Below are 17,291 nucleotides of genomic sequence, written 5' to 3' on the forward strand. Positions count from 1 at the left end.
CAGGCTGGGGGCGAGTGGTGGCTGAAGTCGGGCAAGCCGGTCAGAATTTGGGCATGAGGAGGGGACGAACCGGGCTTCGCCCACCGGGTGCGGCCGACGCGACCGACAGCGGGAGGCAGCGGTGAGGACAGCGACACTGGGGCCGGCGCAGCGCGCGGAGTCACTTGCGCGCATGGCCGAGCGCGAGCTGGACATATTGGTGGTGGGCGGCGGAGTGGTCGGCGCGGGCACCGCGCTGGACGCGGTCACCCGCGGCCTGTCCACCGGCCTGGTCGAGGCGCGCGACTGGGCGTCGGGCACGTCCAGCAGGTCCAGCAAGCTGATCCACGGCGGCCTGCGCTATCTGGAGATGCTGGACTTCGCGCTCGTCCGCGAGGCGCTGAAGGAGCGCGGCCTGCTGCTGGAACGCCTCGCGCCGCACCTGGTCAAGCCCGTGCCGTTCCTCTACCCGCTCCAGCACAAGGGCTGGGAGCGGCTGTACGCCGGCTCGGGCGTCGCGCTCTACGACACCATGTCGATGGCCCGCGGCCACGGCCGGGGCCTGCCCATGCACCGGCACCTGAGCCGCCGTCAGGCCCTGCGTGTCGCCCCCGCCCTGCGCAAGGACGCCCTGGTCGGCGCCCTCCAGTACTACGACGCCCAGATGGACGACGCCCGATATGTCGCCACCCTCGTGCGGACCGCTGTGTCGTACGGCGCGAAGGCCGCGAACCGCGCGCGGGTGACCGCGTTCCTGCGCGAGGGCGAGCGGGTGGTCGGCGTCCGGGTGCTGGACGTGGAGGCGGGCGGGGAGTACGAGATCCACGCCAAGCAGGTCGTCAACGCCACCGGTGTGTGGACCGACGACACGCAGGCGATGGTGGGGGAGCGGGGGCAGTTCCACGTCCGTGCCTCCAAGGGCATCCACCTGGTCGTGCCCAAGGACCGCATCCACTCCACGACCGGACTGATCCTGCGCACGGAGAAGTCCGTCCTGTTCGTCATACCGTGGGGTCGGCACTGGATCGTCGGCACGACCGACACCGACTGGGACCTGGACAAGGCCCACCCGGCCGCGTCCAGCGCGGACATCGACTACCTCCTGGAGCACGTCAACTCGGTGCTCGCGGTGCCGCTCTCCCGCGACGACGTCCAGGGTGTGTACGCGGGACTGCGCCCGCTGCTCGCCGGCGAGTCCGACGCGACCAGCAAGCTGTCGCGCGAGCACACCGTGGCGCACCCGGCGCCGGGCCTCGTCGTGGTCGCGGGCGGCAAGTACACGACGTACCGGGTCATGGCGAAGGACGCGGTGGACGAGGCGGTGCACGGCCTCGACATGCGTGTCGCCGAGTGCGTCACCGAGGACGTCCCGCTGCTGGGCGCGGAGGGCTACCGGGCGAGGTGGAACGCGCGGGCGCGGATCGCCGCCCGCACCGGGCTGCACGTGGTGCGCGTGGAGCACCTGCTCAACCGGTACGGCTCGATGGCGGAGGAGGTCCTGGAACTGGTCGCCGCCGACCCCTCGCTGGGCGACCCCCTCCAGGGGGCCGACGACTATCTGCGCGCCGAGGTCGTGTACGCCGCCACGCACGAGGGCGCGCGGCACCTGGACGACGTGCTGACCCGCCGGACCAGGATCTCCATCGAGACCTTCGACCGCGGCACGCGCAGCGCCCGTGAGGCCGCCGAACTCATGGCGGCCGTCCTCGGCTGGGACAAGGACCAGATCGAGCGTGAGGTCGAGCACTACGAGAAGCGGGTGGAGGCAGAGCGGGAGTCCCAGTTGCAGCCCGACGACCTCACCGCGGACGCGGCGCGGCTGGGGGCGCCGGACATCGTGCCGCTCTGAGCCTGCCGGGGCGACTTCACTCGAACGGGTGTGGTGAGCCGGGATCTCCGGGGGCGGCCCGCCCGTTTCAACAGGTGCGAGGGCGGAAGTCGACCGGGAGCGGGGCGGGTTCGCGGCTCGGTTCCGCCGTCGCGACCCGTCCCGGCGCGGCGGGCCGGGGGTAGGCCCGGGGGCAGGGCGGCGGTGGAAGGAACCGGAAAGAAGCGGAAGGAGGAGCGCGGGACCCGGGGCATCTGGAGGGGCACCCTGGGCGTCGGCCACTTGTCGGGTGAGGGACAATGGAGGCTCTGTCAGGGCGGGTTGCATGAGGGGACGCATGTCGGAGGCGGAGCGGGCGGGGACATCCCGTCAGGACAAGAGCGGACGTCTCCTCGCCGGGCGGTACCGGTTGGGAGAAGTGCTCGGCCGCGGCGGCATGGGTACGGTGTGGCGGGCCGAGGACGAGACGCTGGGCCGGACCGTCGCCGTCAAGGAGCTGCGATTCCCGTCGAACATCGACGAGGAGGAGAAGCGGCGCCTGATCACGCGGACCCTGCGCGAGGCCAAGGCGATCGCTCGGATCCGCAACAACAGCGCGGTCACCGTCTTCGACGTGGTCGACGAGGACGACCGGCCGTGGATCGTGATGGAGCTGGTGGAGGGCAAGTCCCTGGCCGAGGTCATCCGGGAGGACGGCCTGCTGGAGCCCAAGCGTGCGGCGGAGGTCGGGCTGGCGATCCTCGACGTGCTGCGCTCGGCGCACCGCGAAGGCATCCTGCACCGCGATGTGAAGCCGTCCAACGTGCTGATCGCCGAGGACGGCCGGGTCGTGCTCACCGACTTCGGCATCGCCCAGGTCGAGGGCGACCCGTCCATCACCTCGACCGGCATGCTCGTCGGCGCGCCCTCCTACATCTCCCCGGAGCGGGCCCGCGGGCACAAGCCGGGCCCGGCGGCCGACCTGTGGTCGCTCGGCGGCCTGCTGTACGCGGCGGTGGAGGGTGTCCCGCCGTACGACAAGGGGTCGGCCATCGCGACGCTGACCGCGGTGATGACCGAGCCCCTGGAGGAGCCCAAGAACGCGGGACCCCTCAAGGACGTCATCCATGGGCTGCTCACCAAGGACGCCGCCCAGCGGCTGGACGACGCGGGCGCCCGGGCCCTGCTCAACGCGGTGATCCACGCGCCCGAGCCGGAGGCGATGGACGCCACGCGGGTCGTGCCGCTTCCGGCGCAGCCCGGCGGGTCCGCGGACCGGGCCGCCGCGGGCGGCGGCAAGCGGGGCGAGGAGGCCGCGGAGAAGCTGCGCGGGGCGCTGCGTTCCGTTCGCAAGGCCGCGGGGGCGGCCACGGTCGGGGCGGCGAGCCGGACGGCCCAGAGCGCAGGGGGCACGGCGGCGGGCACGGGCGAGTCCGCCCCGGCCTCCGGTGGCGCGGGCCCCGTCGGCGCGGGCGCAAGCGGCACCGGGGCTGCCGGTACCGGGGCTGCCGGTTCCGGCTCCGCGGGGGCGTCCGGGTCCGCTTCCCGGTCGGCCACCCCCGGCTCGGCGGCTCCGGGGTCGGGCGCGCAGTCGGGTGCGGCCAAGCCGGGTGCGGCGAAGCCGAGTTCCGGGTGGCCCGTGGTGCCGCCGCCGGATCTGCCGTCACGGCCGGCGCCCCGGGCGCCGCTCACGGACGTGGTGCCGAAGCGGACGCTGGTGATCATCGCGGTGGTGCTGGTGCTCGCGGTGGTCGGCACGGTGCTGGCCCTCACCCTCGGTGACGACAACAGCTCCAACGGTGCCGAGGACGGCGGCGGCAAGCCGGTGGCGAGCGCGGGCGCGGGCGCCGGTACCAAGCAGGACAAGGACGGCGACACCCGCACGGACGGCGAGACGTCGGCCTCCTCCGGTACGGGCGCGGCGACTGACCCCGCGAAGGGCTCCGCGTCCGGGACGGGGAGCGAGCCGGGCGCGAGCGCGTCCGGCGACGGCGGCTCCGGCGGGTCGAACTCCAGTGGCAGCGGCGGTGTGCCCGTGGCGCAGACGCACAAGGGGAGCCAGGGGTACTCGATCGGCCTGCCCGAGGGCTGGAAGTACGGGACTTCGGACTCCGCGGGGGACCGGTACACCGGGCCCGACGGGCAGAAGCTCCTCGTGGCCTGGACCAGCACGCCCAAGGACGACCCGGTGGCGGACTGGACGAACCAGGAGCGCTCGATGGTGCGTTCCCAGTACGAGCGGATCCGGATAGAGCAGGTGGACTACCGCGGCTGGAACACGGCCGACTGGGAGTTCACGTACACCGAGGGCGGCACGAAGTACCGGACCATCGACCGCGGCTTCGTCATCGACGGGCGGGTCGGTTACGCGCTGATGTACACGGCGAAGTCCGCTCAGTGGGGCGGCGAGTTGCGCAAGGGCACCTGGAAGACGCTGACGCAGTCCTTCGAACCCAAGAAGTGAGTCAGGCGGTCCGGGTTTTGGGGCGTGACAATCCGGTCAAGCCCTCAATGCGGGTTGTCTCCGGCACGTATCGTGAGGGGTCGCGGACCGTACGCATCCAGGAACGCCTACAGAACGGGCCGTAAGGCGAACGGAATTGACCGACAGGGCTGCCGGGGGAGGCAACGTGGACGACTATGCGGGTCGGGTGCTCGCCGACCGCTACCGCCTGCCGCTGCCGCCCTCCGACGAGTACGAACTCACCGAGACCCGCGCGTTCGACACCTACAGCGGGCAGGAAGTCCTCGTCAGACAGGTGCCGTTGCCCGAGGTCGTCGAGGCGGAGGTGCTCGACGCGGACGGGCTGCCCGACGGTTTCACCGCCCGTGACCGGGGCTCGCGGCGGCCCCCTGCGGCCCGGTCGGCGACGCGGCGGCCCACGGATCCGGCGGTGCGGCGCGCCGTCGAGGCGGCGCAGGCCGCCGCCCGCGTACCCGACCACCCACGGCTCGACCAGGTCTTCGACGTGTTCGCCGAGGGCGGTTCGCTGTGGATCGTCAGCGAGTGTGTGACGGCGCGTCCGCTGTCCGCGCTGCTGGCCGAGCATCCGCTGACGCCGTACCGGGCCGCGGAGGTCGCCTCCGACGTCCTGATGGCGCTGCGGGTGCTGCACGCGCACGGCTGGGTGCACCGCAACATCACCGCCCGCACGGTCCTCGTCTGTGACGACGGCCGCGTGCTGCTGACCGGCCTCGCGGTCGGCGCGGCCGAGGAGGCCCTGTCGGGTTACGACCCGGTACCGGCTCCGGAGGAGCCGGAGGGCGCCGGTCCGCAGGGCCTCGCCGGGCCCGGCGCGCCCACCGGCCCCGGTGGCTCCACCGGCCCCGGCGGTCCGGGCGGGCCGGGGAGCGCCGTCGGCCCGGTCGGATCCGTGGCGCCCGGCGCACCCGGCCGCGACGCCGGCCGGCCCGGTGGCGTCGGTGGTGGGACCGGTGGAGGCTTCGGTGGCGGGGCGCCGGAGGGCGTGGATCCCGAGGCAGCCCGGCGTGCCGCGATCCAGGCGCGGGCCGTGGGCGGCCGCGTGGTGCCCGGTGCGGAGGGCGCGGACGGAGCCGGGACGCCGGGGGCGCCGGGCCGCCCCGCGCTGGAGGGCGGCGGGGACATCCGGGCCGCCCGCGCGGGGGCGATCGCCGCGTACCGGGCGGGCGCACGCGCCGCCGCCCGGGTGCAGGAGGCACAGCAGAACGGGCGGGCCGCGCTGCCCGGCGCCCGGCCGTCCACCGAGGCGGACCCCGGCGCCGTCGCCCGCGCAGGCGGCTCCGTCCCGGTGCCGTACGCCCCTGGCCTGGGCGCGGACCCACGCTCCGGCAGCACGCCCCCCGGACAGATAGCCGACCCCTACGGCGTGCGCGCCACCCCCTGGCACGGGGCGTCCCCCCGGAGCGCCCCGGGCGAGGACCGGCAGCGGACGGCGCTCCCGCCGGGCGGCGCCACCAGCGCGACCCCGCACGCCCCCGGCGCGCAGGGCGGCCCGGCCCCCGCCCTGCCGCCCGCCGCCGACGGACGCTCACTCCCGGCCGCCGCCGTGCCCCCGCAGGGTGGTCGCGCACCGGTGCCGCCCGCCGGTGCACCGCCCGCCGCCGACACCCTGCTGCCGCCCGCCCGCTGGGGCGAGCCGGCCGCCGGTGCCCCCGCCCGGCGGGGCCCCGCCACCGCGCTCGCCGCGGAACGGGCACGGCAGGTGCGGATGACCGTGGTGGGACCGGTGACCGAGCGCTGGGCACCGGAGCAGGCCGGCCCGGTGCACGAGAACTGGCAGCTGGCCGCCCCGATCGGTCCCGCGACCGACCTGTGGGCGCTCGGCGCGCTGCTGTTCAGGGCCGTACAGGGACATGCGCCGTATCCGGAGGAGTCCACGGCCGAACTGGTCCAGTTGGTGTGCGCGGAGCCGCCCGCCTTCGCGGAGGAGTGCGGGCCGCTGCGTCCGGTCGTCGAGTCGCTGCTGCGTCAGGACCCCACCGAGCGGCCGGACTTCGAGGAACTGCGCGGCTGGCTGCGCTCCCTGGTGCGGTCCGCGCCCGAGCCGGACGCCGGCACGCATGTGGTCGCCGCGCCGCCCGCCGACCCGAAGCGGCTGCCGATCGTGCGGCGCCGCGGCGAACTGGTGCGCAGACGGCGCGCCGGACTGCCCGCGACCAGCGCGCACGGGCGGCACAAGCGGGCCCGGCAGGAGACCGCATCCCCCCGCCGCCTGGGCCGCACCCTGCTCCTGCTGATCCTGCTCCTGCTGGTGGGCACGATCGCGTATGCGGTGCTGTTCATGCCGAAGGCGGGCAGCACCGACGCGGCGGACGGCGAGCGGACCGGGGCCGCAGGCCAGGTGAGCCGGGCGCCCGCGCCCTCGGAGGGGGCGAGCACCGCGCCCTCGACGGACGCGTCCGAGAAGACCTCGTCGGCGCCCTCCACCGAGACACAGACCACCGAAGGACCCTCCGCCGCCGACGGCTTCACCCTGCGCAAGGACCCCGAGGGCTTCCGGATCGCCGTCGCCGACGGCTGGGACCGCACACCCCGCAACGGCCTCGGGCAGGTGCTGTACACGCACGGCGACTTCCAGCTCGTCGTCGTGCCGGGCCGGGACAGCGCGGCCAAGTACGGCAGCGACCCGATGGTGTACCAGCGGGACAAGGAGAGCGAACTGCAGCCCTACCGCGACTCCAGCTGGGCCACCGCCGCCGGGCTGCGGACCATCGAGGTGGGCGGCCGGACCATGGCGGAGGGGCAGTTCACCTGGACCGACGACCAGGGGTGCGACCTGTTCGTACGCAATATCGCCATGCTCCTCGACGGCCGCTACCACGTGCTGCAGGTGCGCGGCCCGGAGGCCGAGCGGGACGAGGTGACACGGCTGTACGAGCAGGCGTCGCAGACGTACCGGTACACCCGCTGACGCCCCTTCGCGTTCGGTTCCCGCGGGCTTGCGGAAGCGAAAACCGTCACAGTGCGGTCTCCTTGGCACCCCGCCCGTTCCATGGACGACTGCCGGTCCCTAGTCTGACCCTGTCAAGAGCATTGCGGGGCAACGTGAATCAGATGCAGGGCCTGCTCGTCGCGGGCCGCTACCGGCTCGTCGACTCCATCGGCAGCGGGGGCATGGGCCGGGTGTGGCGCGCACACGACGAGGTGCTGCACCGGGCGGTCGCCATCAAGGAGTTGACGGCCGCGTTCTACGTCTCCGACAGCGACCAGGCCGTGCTGCTCGCCCGCACCCGGGCCGAGGCACGCGCGGCGGCCCGCATCAACCACTCCGCCGTCGTCACCGTGCACGACGTGCTGGAACACGACGGCCGCCCGTGGATCGTGATGGAGCTGGTCGAGGGCAACTCGCTGGCCGACGCGGTCAAGGAACAGGGCCGGGTCGAGCCGCAGGAGGCCGCACGCATCGGGCTGTGGGTGCTGCGGGCGCTGCGCGCCGCGCACACCGCCGGCGTCCTGCACCGCGACGTCAAGCCGGGCAACGTGCTGCTCGGGCGGGACGGCCGGGTCCTGCTCACCGACTTCGGCATCGCCCAGATAGAGGGCGACTCCACCATCACCCGCACCGGAGAGGTCGTCGGCTCGGTCGACTACCTCGCGCCGGAACGGGTGCGCGGCCACGACCCGGGGCCCGCCTCCGATCTGTGGGCGCTGGGCGCCACGCTGTACACGGCGGTGGAGGGCCGGTCGCCGTTCCGCCGCACCTCACCGCTGAGCACCATGCAGGCGGTCGTCGAGGACGAGGCCGACGCGCCCCGGGCCGCCGGTGCGCTCGGCCCCGTCATCACCGCCCTGCTGCGCAAGGACCCCGTGGAGCGGCCGGACGCCGCGGAGGCGGAGTCGATGCTCGCGGAGGCGGCGGAAGGGCGGCAGCCCGGTGCGGCGCAGGCGTTCGTGCCGACACTGAACGTGGCGTCCCACCCGGCCGAGCCCATCGAGTACGGCTCCGCCACCGCAGCCCCGTACGGGACGCACCCGGTGACCCCGCCGGTGCCGGGCACGGCGCCGACGGCCCTCGCGCCGGCCGCGCCGCCCGCCCGCCCGCGGCGCCGCCGCCTGCGCACCTTCGCGCTGGTGGTCGTGGCGGCCGCCGTCGTGGGCGGCGCCGCCGCGGTGGGACTGCAGGAGCTGGGCACCGGACGGCAGAACGACGACGCGGCCGTGACCACGCCCGACCCCACGGACTCGGCCACCGCCACTCCCAGCGCCACGCCCACCGAGGACGCGACGGTGCCCGCCGACTGGCAGCGCGTCAACGACCCGCTGGGCTTCACCCTGTCCCTGCCCAAGGGCTGGAAGCGACAGGTGTACGGCATAGAGGGCGACCTCAAACAGGTCGACTACACACCCGACGGCGGCAAGCACTTCGTCCGCATCTCCATCGACGGCTCACCGGACTTCGCCGACCCCTACCAGCACCAGCAGGACCTGGAACAGCAGTTGCAGCGGCTGGTGGACTACGAGCGGGTGACGATGGAGGAGAACACCTACCGGGACCGCAAGGGCGCGCTGTGGGAGTACACCTGGACCGCGCTGGCCAAGGACCCGCCGTACGTCGCCGGTCCGCGCCGCGCCATCGAGGAGACGTACATCGGCCGTGACGGCGCCGAGTACGTGATCTACATGTCGTCGCCCGCCGAGGACTGGGCGACGGCGAGCCGGCAGTTCACCTGGGTGCTGCAGAGCTGGCAGCCGCCCGAGGGCTGACACGCTTGGCCGGTCGGCGCCCCGGAAGCAGAGCGTCCGGTGCGGCATGATGGGCCCCATGGGGACCGAGGGGGACGACTTCCATGTGATCGCGGGCCGTTACCGCCTGGAGGCCCGGCTCGGGCGCGGCGGGATGGGCGTCGTGTGGCGGGCGGCCGACCGACTGCTGGGGCGCCGGGTCGCGGTCAAGGAACTCGCCCAGGACGCCTCCCTCTCGGACGACGACGCCCGGCTGCACCGCGACCGCACCCTGCGGGAGGCCCGCGCGGTGGCGCAACTGCACCATCCGCACATCATCGTCGTACACGACGTCGTGGAGCACGACGAACGCTCCTGCATCGTCATGGAGCTGATCGACGGCGACTCGCTCGCCGAGCGGATCGCGCAGCGCGGACCGGTCGACGCCGCCGAGGCCGCCCGTATCGGCATCGCCCTGCTCGGCGCGCTGCACACCGCGCACGCGGCCGGTGTCCTGCACCGTGACATCAAACCCGCCAACGTCCTGATCGAGTCGGGCACCGACCGGGTCGTGCTCACCGACTTCGGCATCGCACAGGTCGCGGGCGCCACCACGCTCACCGAGGCCGGCTCCTTCGTCGGTTCGCCCGAATACACCGCGCCCGAGCGGATGTCCGGTAACCGGGCCGGGCCCGCGTCCGATCTGTGGTCGCTCGGCGCGCTGCTGTGCGCGGCGCTCAGCGGCGAGTCGCCGTTCCGGCGCGACTCGCTCGGCGGCATCCTGCACGCCGTCGTCGCCGCCGAGATCCGGCCGCCCGCCGAGGCCGAGCCGCTGCTGCCGGTCATCCGGGGCCTGCTGGAACGCGACCCGGCCCGGCGGCTTGGGGCGGCCGAGGCGGAGCGGATGCTGCGCGCGTTCCTGGAGACCGGCCGTACGCCGCAGCCGGCCGACGGGTCGCGGCCGGCCGGGCCGTATCCGCCGACCCAGCGGGACGTGCCGAGGCCGGTGCCGTCCGACCGGCGGCCGTTACGGTTGTCACGGCGGGGCGTGCTGGTGGCGGCGCTGCTCGTCGCGGCGATGGCCGGGGCGGGCATCTCGGCGGCGGCACTGCTGATCAATCGCGACGGGGACGGCGGCGGCGCACCGACGAGTCCGGCGCCCGGCACGTCGGCGAGCACGGCACCGGGTACACCGGCGCCTGGTGCGTCCGCGCCTGGCGAGTCGGCGCCCGGTGCGTCGGCGAGCGTGGCCCCTTCGCCCGGCGCGTCCACCGCCTCCGGCGCCCGCGCGGTACCCTCGGGCTATCGCACCGCCCGGGATCCCGCCGGCTTCTCCCTCGCCGTGCCCGAGGGCTTCACCCGCGAGTCGCAGGACGAGCGTGTCTTCTATCTGTCGCCGGGGGCGACCTTCCGGCTCGGTATCAAGGTCACCGAACCCGGGCCTGGCGGCCCGCTCGGGGTGCTGCGCCGGGCGGCGGCCGAGGGTCCGCGCACCAACCCCGGGTACCGTGACGGCCGGGTGACCGAGGCCACGCACCGCGGACGACCGGCCGCGCGCTGGGAGTTCAGCTGGAGCGGCTTCAGCGCGGTGGAGGGGCCACGGCACACCTACGACCTGTGCTGGGAGGAGAACGGCCGGCTGTACGACGTCTGGGTGTCGGCGCCGGAGGGCAGGACCCGCGAGGCCCGGGAACACTTCGACGTGGCCCTCGACACGTTCGCCCGCGACTGACGCCACCCCCAACTCACCTCGCCGTCGCGCCTACCCACCTTGCCCTGCTCGCCGCGGCCCTTGTACCGCGCGCCGCGTTTCCTGCCCGCGGGTCCCGGTCATCCCATGCGCCCCGTTCGGCTCGTCTCTTCCGGCTCGGCGTCCCGCACGGTTCGGCCGCCATCGGCGCGGGTGTGTGCGGGACCCGGTGGGTCACGGGTCTGTGACCGGTTGGCGGCGGGTGTGGCTGTGTCGCCGTGTGGCGCGATATGGATGGATGCATGAGCAGCAACGGGGGAGCCCACCAGCGCGCCGACGAGCCGACGAGTTTTGGTCTGCAACCGCCCAACCCGCCCGCGCACGTGCCGCATCCGAACAATCCGTACGCGGCGCCGACCCAACGGGTGCCGCCGCGGCCCGAGTCGCCACAGCCCGCGCGGGAGCCGGGCGCCGGCCGGCTGATCGCCGGGCGCTACCGGCTGCTGTCGAAGCTCGGCGACGGCGGCATGGGCACGGTGTGGCGGGCCAAGGACGAGACGGTGGACCGTGAGGTCGCGGTGAAGGAGCCGCGGGTTCCGGACCATCTTCCCGAACATGAACGCGCGAACGCCTTCGAGCGGATGCGACGCGAGGCGCGCGCGGCGGCCCGTCTCGACCATCCGGCGGTGGTGAACGTCCATGACGTGGCGGTCGTCGACGGCCGGCCGTGGATCGTGATGGAGCTGGTGCGGGGGCGTTCGCTGGGCAGCGCGCTCCAGGAGGGCACCCTGGACACGCGGGAGGCGGCCCGGGTCGGCCTCCAAGTGCTCGGCGCGCTGGAGGCCGCGCACGCGGCGGGCGTGTTGCACCGTGACGTCAAGCCCGACAACGTCCTGCTCGGCCGGCACGACCGGGTCGTCCTCACCGACTTCGGCATCGCACAGATCGAGGGGGAGACCAATCTGACCGACACGGGCGGCTTCGTCGGATCACCCGAGTACATCGCGCCGGAACGGGTGCTGGGCAGACGCCCCGGGCCCGCCTCGGACCTGTGGTCCCTCGGTGTGGTCCTGTACGCGGCCACGGAGGGCGTCTCGCCCTTCCGCCGCAGCAACACCGCCGCCACGCTCCAGTCGGTCCTCAACGCGACCCCCGCCCCGCCCGCCGCCGTGCACGGCCCGCTCGCCGAGGCCGTCAACGGGCTGCTCCAGAAGGACCCCGCGCACCGTCCGGACGCGGCCCGGGTGCGCGCCCTGCTGGAGGCGGCCGCGCGTCCCCCGGCTCCGGTGCCCGCCGGGCCGCCCTCGTCCGCCGGCCCGGCAGGACGCGGCTTCCGGCCGGGCCGCGGAACCTGGTTCGGTCTTGGCGCGGCCGTGGTCGCCGCGGCGGTGGCGGGATATCTGCTGCTCGCCGACCCGTTCGGCGGCTCCCTCCCGGCGGACTGGGAGACGAAGGCGGAGAAGAACCTGGGCGCGACGCTGGCGGTTCCGGCGGCGTACAAGGCCGTTCACCCGGACAAGAGCGACACCGACCGGAACTGGGTCACGTACTCCGATCCGAGCGGCGCCATCTGGATCGGACTGAACCTGTCGAGGAAGTCCGACGACTCCCTGCGTCAGATCAAGGATTCCGCGGCCTCCCAGATGTACGCGGACAACGAGAAGTTCAAGGACGACGGCGACTACGGCCTCTCCATGCCCGAGGGGCCGGGGACGAGACCGGACGACAACGTCGAGTTCCACGGCAGGCCGGCGGCCCAGAACACGGTCACCTACACGACGACCGACAGCCAGAACCCCCGCCCCCGCGAACTGCGCGTCTTCTACTACCGGACCAGGTCCGGGGACCTGTACAAGCTCACCATCGGCTATCCGGGCAGGGGCGACTTCACGGCCCGGGGCCGCGAGGTGGCCAGGACGGCCATCGCGCGTCTGACCGTCGACAAGCCCTGAACCAGGGGGTGTTGAAGGATTCACCGCGGCGGGACACCGAGGAGGTGCGCGTCGACAAGGACACCGCAGCCGCGGTACTGATGGGGCATGAGTGAAGACGGTGCATCCGCGGCCGACGGGCGTCTGATAGGCGGCCGGTACCGGCTGTCGGCGCGCCTCGGCGCCGATGCCACGGCCGACGGCGCCGCCACCGGCCGGGTGTGGCGGGCCGTCGACGAGGCGACAGGCCGTGAAGTCGCCGTCAAACAACCGCTGTTGCCGCCGCCGTCCCGGTCGCCGGACCCACGGGTCGCGCACCGGATGCACCATGAGGCCCGGGCTGCGGCGCGCGTGGACCACCCGTCCGCCGTGGCCATCCTGGACGTGCTCCTCGATGACGGACTTCCCTGGGTGGTCATGGAGTTGGTGCACGGCGAGTCGCTTCGTACGGCGCTGCGCCGCGGGCCCGTCCCGCCCGCCGAAGCCGCTCGGATCGCTCTCGCCGTCCTCGGCGCGCTGCGTGCCGCGCACGCCGTCGGCATCGTGCACCGTGACGTCAAACCGGCCAACGTCCTGATCGAGTCCGGAACGGGCCGTGTCGTCGTCACCGACTTCGGCACCGGATACGGCGGTCCCGCTGATCCGCCCGGCCCGCCGGCAGGCCCGCCCGACCCCCTCGGCCCGCGCGACTTCCTCGCCCCCGAGCAACTGTCCCGGCCGGGCGCAGGACCCGCCTCCGACCTGTGGTCCCTGGGTGTGCTGCTGTACGTCGCCGTCGAAGGCCGCTCGCCCTTCAGCCGCACGCCGGGAACCGCGTCCGGCGCCTCCGCGTCCGGCGCCCCTGGGATCGGCGCCCCCGGGATCGGGGCTCCCGCCCATGACCACGCCGGTCCGCTCGGCCCCCTGCTCACCCGGCTCCTGGCCCACGAACCGGCAAACCGGCCGGAGCCCGACGAGGTGGCGGCCGTGCTGCGCGCCGTCGCCGAAGGGGAGCGCGAGGGGCGGTCCGGCGGGTACGAGGTGGGGGTGACCCCGTCGCGCAGGTCATCGGCCCCGCTCCTCAGCCCGACCCGGCGCCTGGGTACAACGCCCTGATCAGCGCATTCACTGCCAGTGTTCACTGGCGTCGGGTGAGCACCCGGTGAATCTCTGTTACCGACGGGTACCCAAAGTTTCCGCTCCGGAATACCCTGCCGCTCATGACCGACTCGCAGGCCAAGGAACAGGCTCCGGCACGGCCCACGGACGTGCCCGGCACCGGCACGAACCCCCTCGCCCCCGCTCCCGAGGGCGCGCGGACCGCCGCCGACGTGGTCACGCCGGAGCTGGTCGCCCAGCTCACCAAGGGCGTCATCGGCTCCGGCCGCACCGTGAGCCACACGCCGTTCACCGGCGAGAAGCTGGCCGACCTGCCGGAGTCCACGCCCGAGGACGTGCTCAAGGCGTTCCAAGCAGCCCGCGCCGCCCAGGCCGTATGGCAGCGGACCCCGGTGCGGCAGCGGGCCGCCGTGCTGCTGCGCTTCCACGACCTGGTGCTCGAACGGCAGGCCGAGGTCCTCGACCTGATCCAGTTGGAGACAGGCAAGGCGCGGCTGCACGCCCACGAGGAGGTTCAGGTCGTCGCCGTCGCCGCCCGCCACTACGGCCGCAAGGCGCCCGCCTACCTCAGGCCCAAGCGGCACACGGGCGCGGTGCCCACCCTGACCAAGGTCACCGAACTGCGTCACCCGCGCGGGGTCGTGGGCCAGATCGCCCCCTGGAACTACCCCCTGGAGCTGTCGGTCGGCGATGCGCTGCCCGCCCTCGTCGCCGGCAACGCGGTTGTGATGAAGCCGGACACCGAGACCTGCCTCACCGCCCTGTGGGCACGTGACCTGCTGATCGAGGCCGGGCTGCCGGCCGGTGTCTTCCAGGTGGTCCTCGGTGACGGCCCGGTCGTCGGCCCCGAGGTCGTCCGGCACGCCGACTACGTCTCCTTCACCGGCTCCACCCGCACCGGGCGCGAGGTGGCCCGCAGCGCCGCCGCCCGGCTGGTCGGCGTCTCCCTCGAACTCGGCGGCAAGAACGCCATGCTGGTGCTCGCCGACGCCGACATCGAGAAGGCCGCCGCCGGCGCCGTCCGCGCCTGCTTCTCCTCCGCCGGTCAACTCTGCGTCTCCGTCGAGCGGTTGTACGTCCACGAGTCGATCGCCGACGCCTTCCTCGATCGGTTCGCCGCCCGTACCAGGGCCATCCGGCTCGGCACCTCCCTCGCCTACGGCGCCGACATGGGCTCCCTGGTCGGGGAACGACAGCTGGAGACCGTACGACGGCATGTGACGGAGGCCGTCGCCAAGGGCGCGAAGGTGATCGCCGGCGGTGTGGCCCGCCCGGACATCGGCCCGTACTTCTTCGAACCCACGATCCTCGACGGCGTCGAGGAGCCCATGGCCGTCTGCGCCGAGGAGACCTTCGGACCGGTCGTGTCGGTGTACCGCTTCACGACCGAGGACGAGGCGATCGAGCACGCCAACTCCACGCCCTACGGCCTGAACTCGTCGGTGTGGACGAAGGACGGCCGGCGCGGCAGGGCCGTCGCCGCGCGCCTGCGCACGGGCACGGTCAACGTCAACGAGGCCTATGCGTCCGCGTACGGCAGCGTCCAGTCCCCGATGGGCGGCATGAAGGACTCCGGCCTCGGCCGCCGGCACGGCTCCGAGGGCATCCTCAAGTACACCGAGGCCCAGACGGTGGCCCAGCAGCGGATGCTCCCGATGGGCCCGGCGCTGGGGATGGACGACGAGAAGTACGCCCGGTTCATGAGCAGGAGCCTGCGGCTCATGAAGGCCTTCCGGTTCCGCTGAGTGCTCCGCGGGACGTGCCGCGATGTGCCGTCGGTCGTCTGCGGCACCGACGTGGCCGGTCGCGCAGTTCCCCGCGCCTTCAGGACGCACCACCCGATGAGGAGAACTCGTGCCCCAGGACAGCTACGACTACGACGTCATCGTCGTCGGCTCCGGCTTCGGCGGTTCCGTCACCGCCCTGCGCCTGACCGAGAAGGGGTACCGCGTCGGCGTCCTCGAAGCCGGGCGCCGCTTCACCCGCGAAACCCTCCCCGAGAACTCCTGGGACCTCAGGAATTACCTCTGGGCGCCCAAGCTCGGCATGTACGGCATCCAGCGCATCCACCTGCTCGGCAACGTCATGGTGCTGGCCGGCGCGGGCGTGGGCGGCGGCTCCCTGAACTACGCCAACACCCTCTACGTGCCGCCGAAGGCATTCTTCGACGACCCGCAGTGGAAGGACATCACCGACTGGCAGGAGGAGCTGACGCCGTACTACGACCAGGCCCGGCGCATGCTCGGCGTACGGCTCAACCCGACCATGACCCCCTCCGACGTGCACCTGAAGGCCGCGGCCCGGCGGATGGGCGTGGGCGACACCTTCCATCCGGCCCCGGTCGGGGTGTTCTTCGGCGACGGTGAGGACGCGGACGGCAAGGCGAAGGCACGCCCGGGGGAGCAGGTCGCGGACCCCTACTTCGGCGGCGCGGGACCGGCCCGCCGGGCCTGCACCGAGTGCGGCGAGTGCATGACGGGCTGCCGGCACGGGGCGAAGAACACCCTCAACGAGAACTACCTCCACCTCGCCGAGCGGGCCGGCGCGGTGGTGCACCCGATGACGACGGTCGTGTCCGTGACCGACGACTCGCGGGGCGGCCACGCGGTGGCCACCCTGCCGACCGACCGCCGCGGAAAGGGTGCGGGCCGGACCTTCACGGCCCACCGGGTGGTGCTGGCCGCCGGCACCTACGGCACCCAGACCCTGCTGCACCGCATGAAGGCCAACGGCCAACTGCCCTACCTCTCGGATCGGTTGGGCGAGCTGACCCGGACCAACTCCGAGGCGCTGGTGGGCGCGCAGACCGACGACCGCCGCTACCGCAAGGCACACGGCACCGCGAAGGCCGACTTCACCCAGGGCGTGGCGATCACGTCCTCGATCCACCCGGACGCCGACACCCATATCGAGCCGGTCCGCTACGGCAAGGGCTCGAACTCGATGGGCGGCCTGTCGATCCTCCAGGTCCCCTACGCCGAGGGCTCCTCGCGTGTCCTGGCCTGGCTGGCCCACGCCGCCCGGCACCCGTGGCTGGTGGTCCGGTCCCTGTCCAACCGACGCTGGTCGGAGCGGACCATCATCGGCCTGGTGATGCAGTCCCTGGACAACTCCCTGACGACCTATCTGAAACCGGACGGCGTCGGCAAGGGCCTGCTCACCGCCCGGCAGGGGCACGGCGCGCCCAACCCCAAGCAGATCAAGGCGGCATCGCAGGCCGCGTCCGCGCTGGCGGAGGAGATCAACGGCTTCCCGGGCAGCAACATCGGCGAGCTGATGGGCACCCCGCTCACCGCCCACTTCCTCGGCGGCTGCCCGATCGGCGACTCACGCCAGACCGGTGTCATCGACCCCTACCACCGGCTGTACGGGCACCCCGGCATCTCGGTGGTGGACGGCGCGGCCGTCTCGGCGAACCTGGGCGTCAACCCGTCCCTCACCATCACCGCGCAGGCCGAGCGGGCGATGTCGTACTGGCCCAACAAGGGCGAGGCGGACCCGCGTCCGGCGCAGGGGGCGGCGTACGAGCGGCTGAAGCCGGTGGAGCCGCGCACCCCCGCGGTTCCCGCGGACGCCTTCGGCGCCCTGCGCCTGCCGTTCCTCGGGATGCCGACGGTGCCGCCCAAGCCGTAGGCGGGAACG

9 protein-coding genes are annotated in these 17,291 nt (G+C 73.7%); all 9 read left to right on the plus strand.

The window, feature by feature from the left end:
• The first annotated feature begins 121 nt into the window (after nucleotides 1–121).
• The 9 genes from ACFYTE_RS00530 to ACFYTE_RS00570 all read left to right on the plus strand — a co-directional run bounded on the left by ACFYTE_RS00530 (nucleotide 122) and on the right by ACFYTE_RS00570 (nucleotide 17,282).
• Nucleotides 122–1,828 (plus strand): glycerol-3-phosphate dehydrogenase/oxidase, encoded by a 1,707-nt coding sequence (locus ACFYTE_RS00530; protein WP_388702878.1) that lies wholly within the window; start codon nucleotides 122–124, stop codon nucleotides 1,826–1,828.
• A gap of 316 nt (nucleotides 1,829–2,144) precedes the next feature.
• A complete protein-coding gene (locus ACFYTE_RS00535; RefSeq protein ID WP_388702881.1) occupies nucleotides 2,145–4,250 on the plus strand; it encodes a protein kinase in 2,106 nt (701 codons plus the stop codon).
• 166 nt (nucleotides 4,251–4,416) lie between these two features.
• Complete coding sequence (locus tag ACFYTE_RS00540) at nucleotides 4,417–7,179, plus strand: protein kinase (protein ID WP_388702884.1); 2,763 nt, start codon at nucleotides 4,417–4,419, stop codon at nucleotides 7,177–7,179.
• A 143-nt stretch (nucleotides 7,180–7,322) separates the two neighbouring features.
• Entirely contained in the window at nucleotides 7,323–8,972 is a 1,650-nt protein-coding gene (locus ACFYTE_RS00545) for a serine/threonine-protein kinase (protein WP_388703966.1), read from the plus strand.
• A 58-nt stretch (nucleotides 8,973–9,030) separates the two neighbouring features.
• Nucleotides 9,031–10,662 carry a protein kinase gene (locus tag ACFYTE_RS00550; RefSeq protein WP_388702887.1) on the plus strand — a complete coding sequence of 544 codons (1,632 nt, stop codon included), beginning with the start codon at nucleotides 9,031–9,033 and terminating at the stop codon, nucleotides 10,660–10,662.
• Nucleotides 10,663–10,922: 260 nt separating this feature from the next.
• Entirely contained in the window at nucleotides 10,923–12,572 is a 1,650-nt protein-coding gene (locus ACFYTE_RS00555) for a serine/threonine-protein kinase (protein WP_388702890.1), read from the plus strand.
• Between the two features lie 87 nt (nucleotides 12,573–12,659).
• The gene (locus tag ACFYTE_RS00560) at nucleotides 12,660–13,646 is read left to right on the plus strand and encodes a serine/threonine-protein kinase (RefSeq protein ID WP_388702893.1); all 987 of its coding nucleotides are present in this window, start codon (nucleotides 12,660–12,662) and stop codon (nucleotides 13,644–13,646) included.
• Between the two features lie 104 nt (nucleotides 13,647–13,750).
• Complete coding sequence (locus ACFYTE_RS00565) at nucleotides 13,751–15,394, plus strand: succinic semialdehyde dehydrogenase (protein WP_388702896.1); 1,644 nt, start codon at nucleotides 13,751–13,753, stop codon at nucleotides 15,392–15,394.
• 109 nt (nucleotides 15,395–15,503) lie between these two features.
• Nucleotides 15,504–17,282, plus strand: a complete 1,779-nt coding sequence (locus ACFYTE_RS00570; protein WP_388702899.1) for a GMC family oxidoreductase N-terminal domain-containing protein — start codon at nucleotides 15,504–15,506, stop codon at nucleotides 17,280–17,282.
• Nucleotides 17,283–17,291 lie beyond the last annotated feature (9 nt).

This window comes from Streptomyces sp. NPDC004629, from assembly GCF_042873595.1.
Classification (GTDB): domain Bacteria; phylum Actinomycetota; class Actinomycetes; order Streptomycetales; family Streptomycetaceae; genus Streptomyces.

Bases quoted from the DNA above. Each gene is read 5' to 3' on its own strand.
- ACFYTE_RS00560 (WP_388702893.1), top strand. From the start codon at position 12,660: ATGAGTGAAGACGGTGCATCCGCGGCCGACGGGCGTCTGATAGGCGGC.
- ACFYTE_RS00535 (WP_388702881.1), top strand. From the start codon at position 2,145: ATGTCGGAGGCGGAGCGGGCGGGGACATCCCGTCAGGACAAGAGCGGA.
- ACFYTE_RS00545 (WP_388703966.1), top strand. From the start codon at position 7,323: ATGCAGGGCCTGCTCGTCGCGGGCCGCTACCGGCTCGTCGACTCCATC.
- ACFYTE_RS00550 (WP_388702887.1), top strand. From the start codon at position 9,031: ATGGGGACCGAGGGGGACGACTTCCATGTGATCGCGGGCCGTTACCGC.
- ACFYTE_RS00555 (WP_388702890.1), top strand. From the start codon at position 10,923: ATGAGCAGCAACGGGGGAGCCCACCAGCGCGCCGACGAGCCGACGAGT.
- ACFYTE_RS00565 (WP_388702896.1), top strand. From the start codon at position 13,751: ATGACCGACTCGCAGGCCAAGGAACAGGCTCCGGCACGGCCCACGGAC.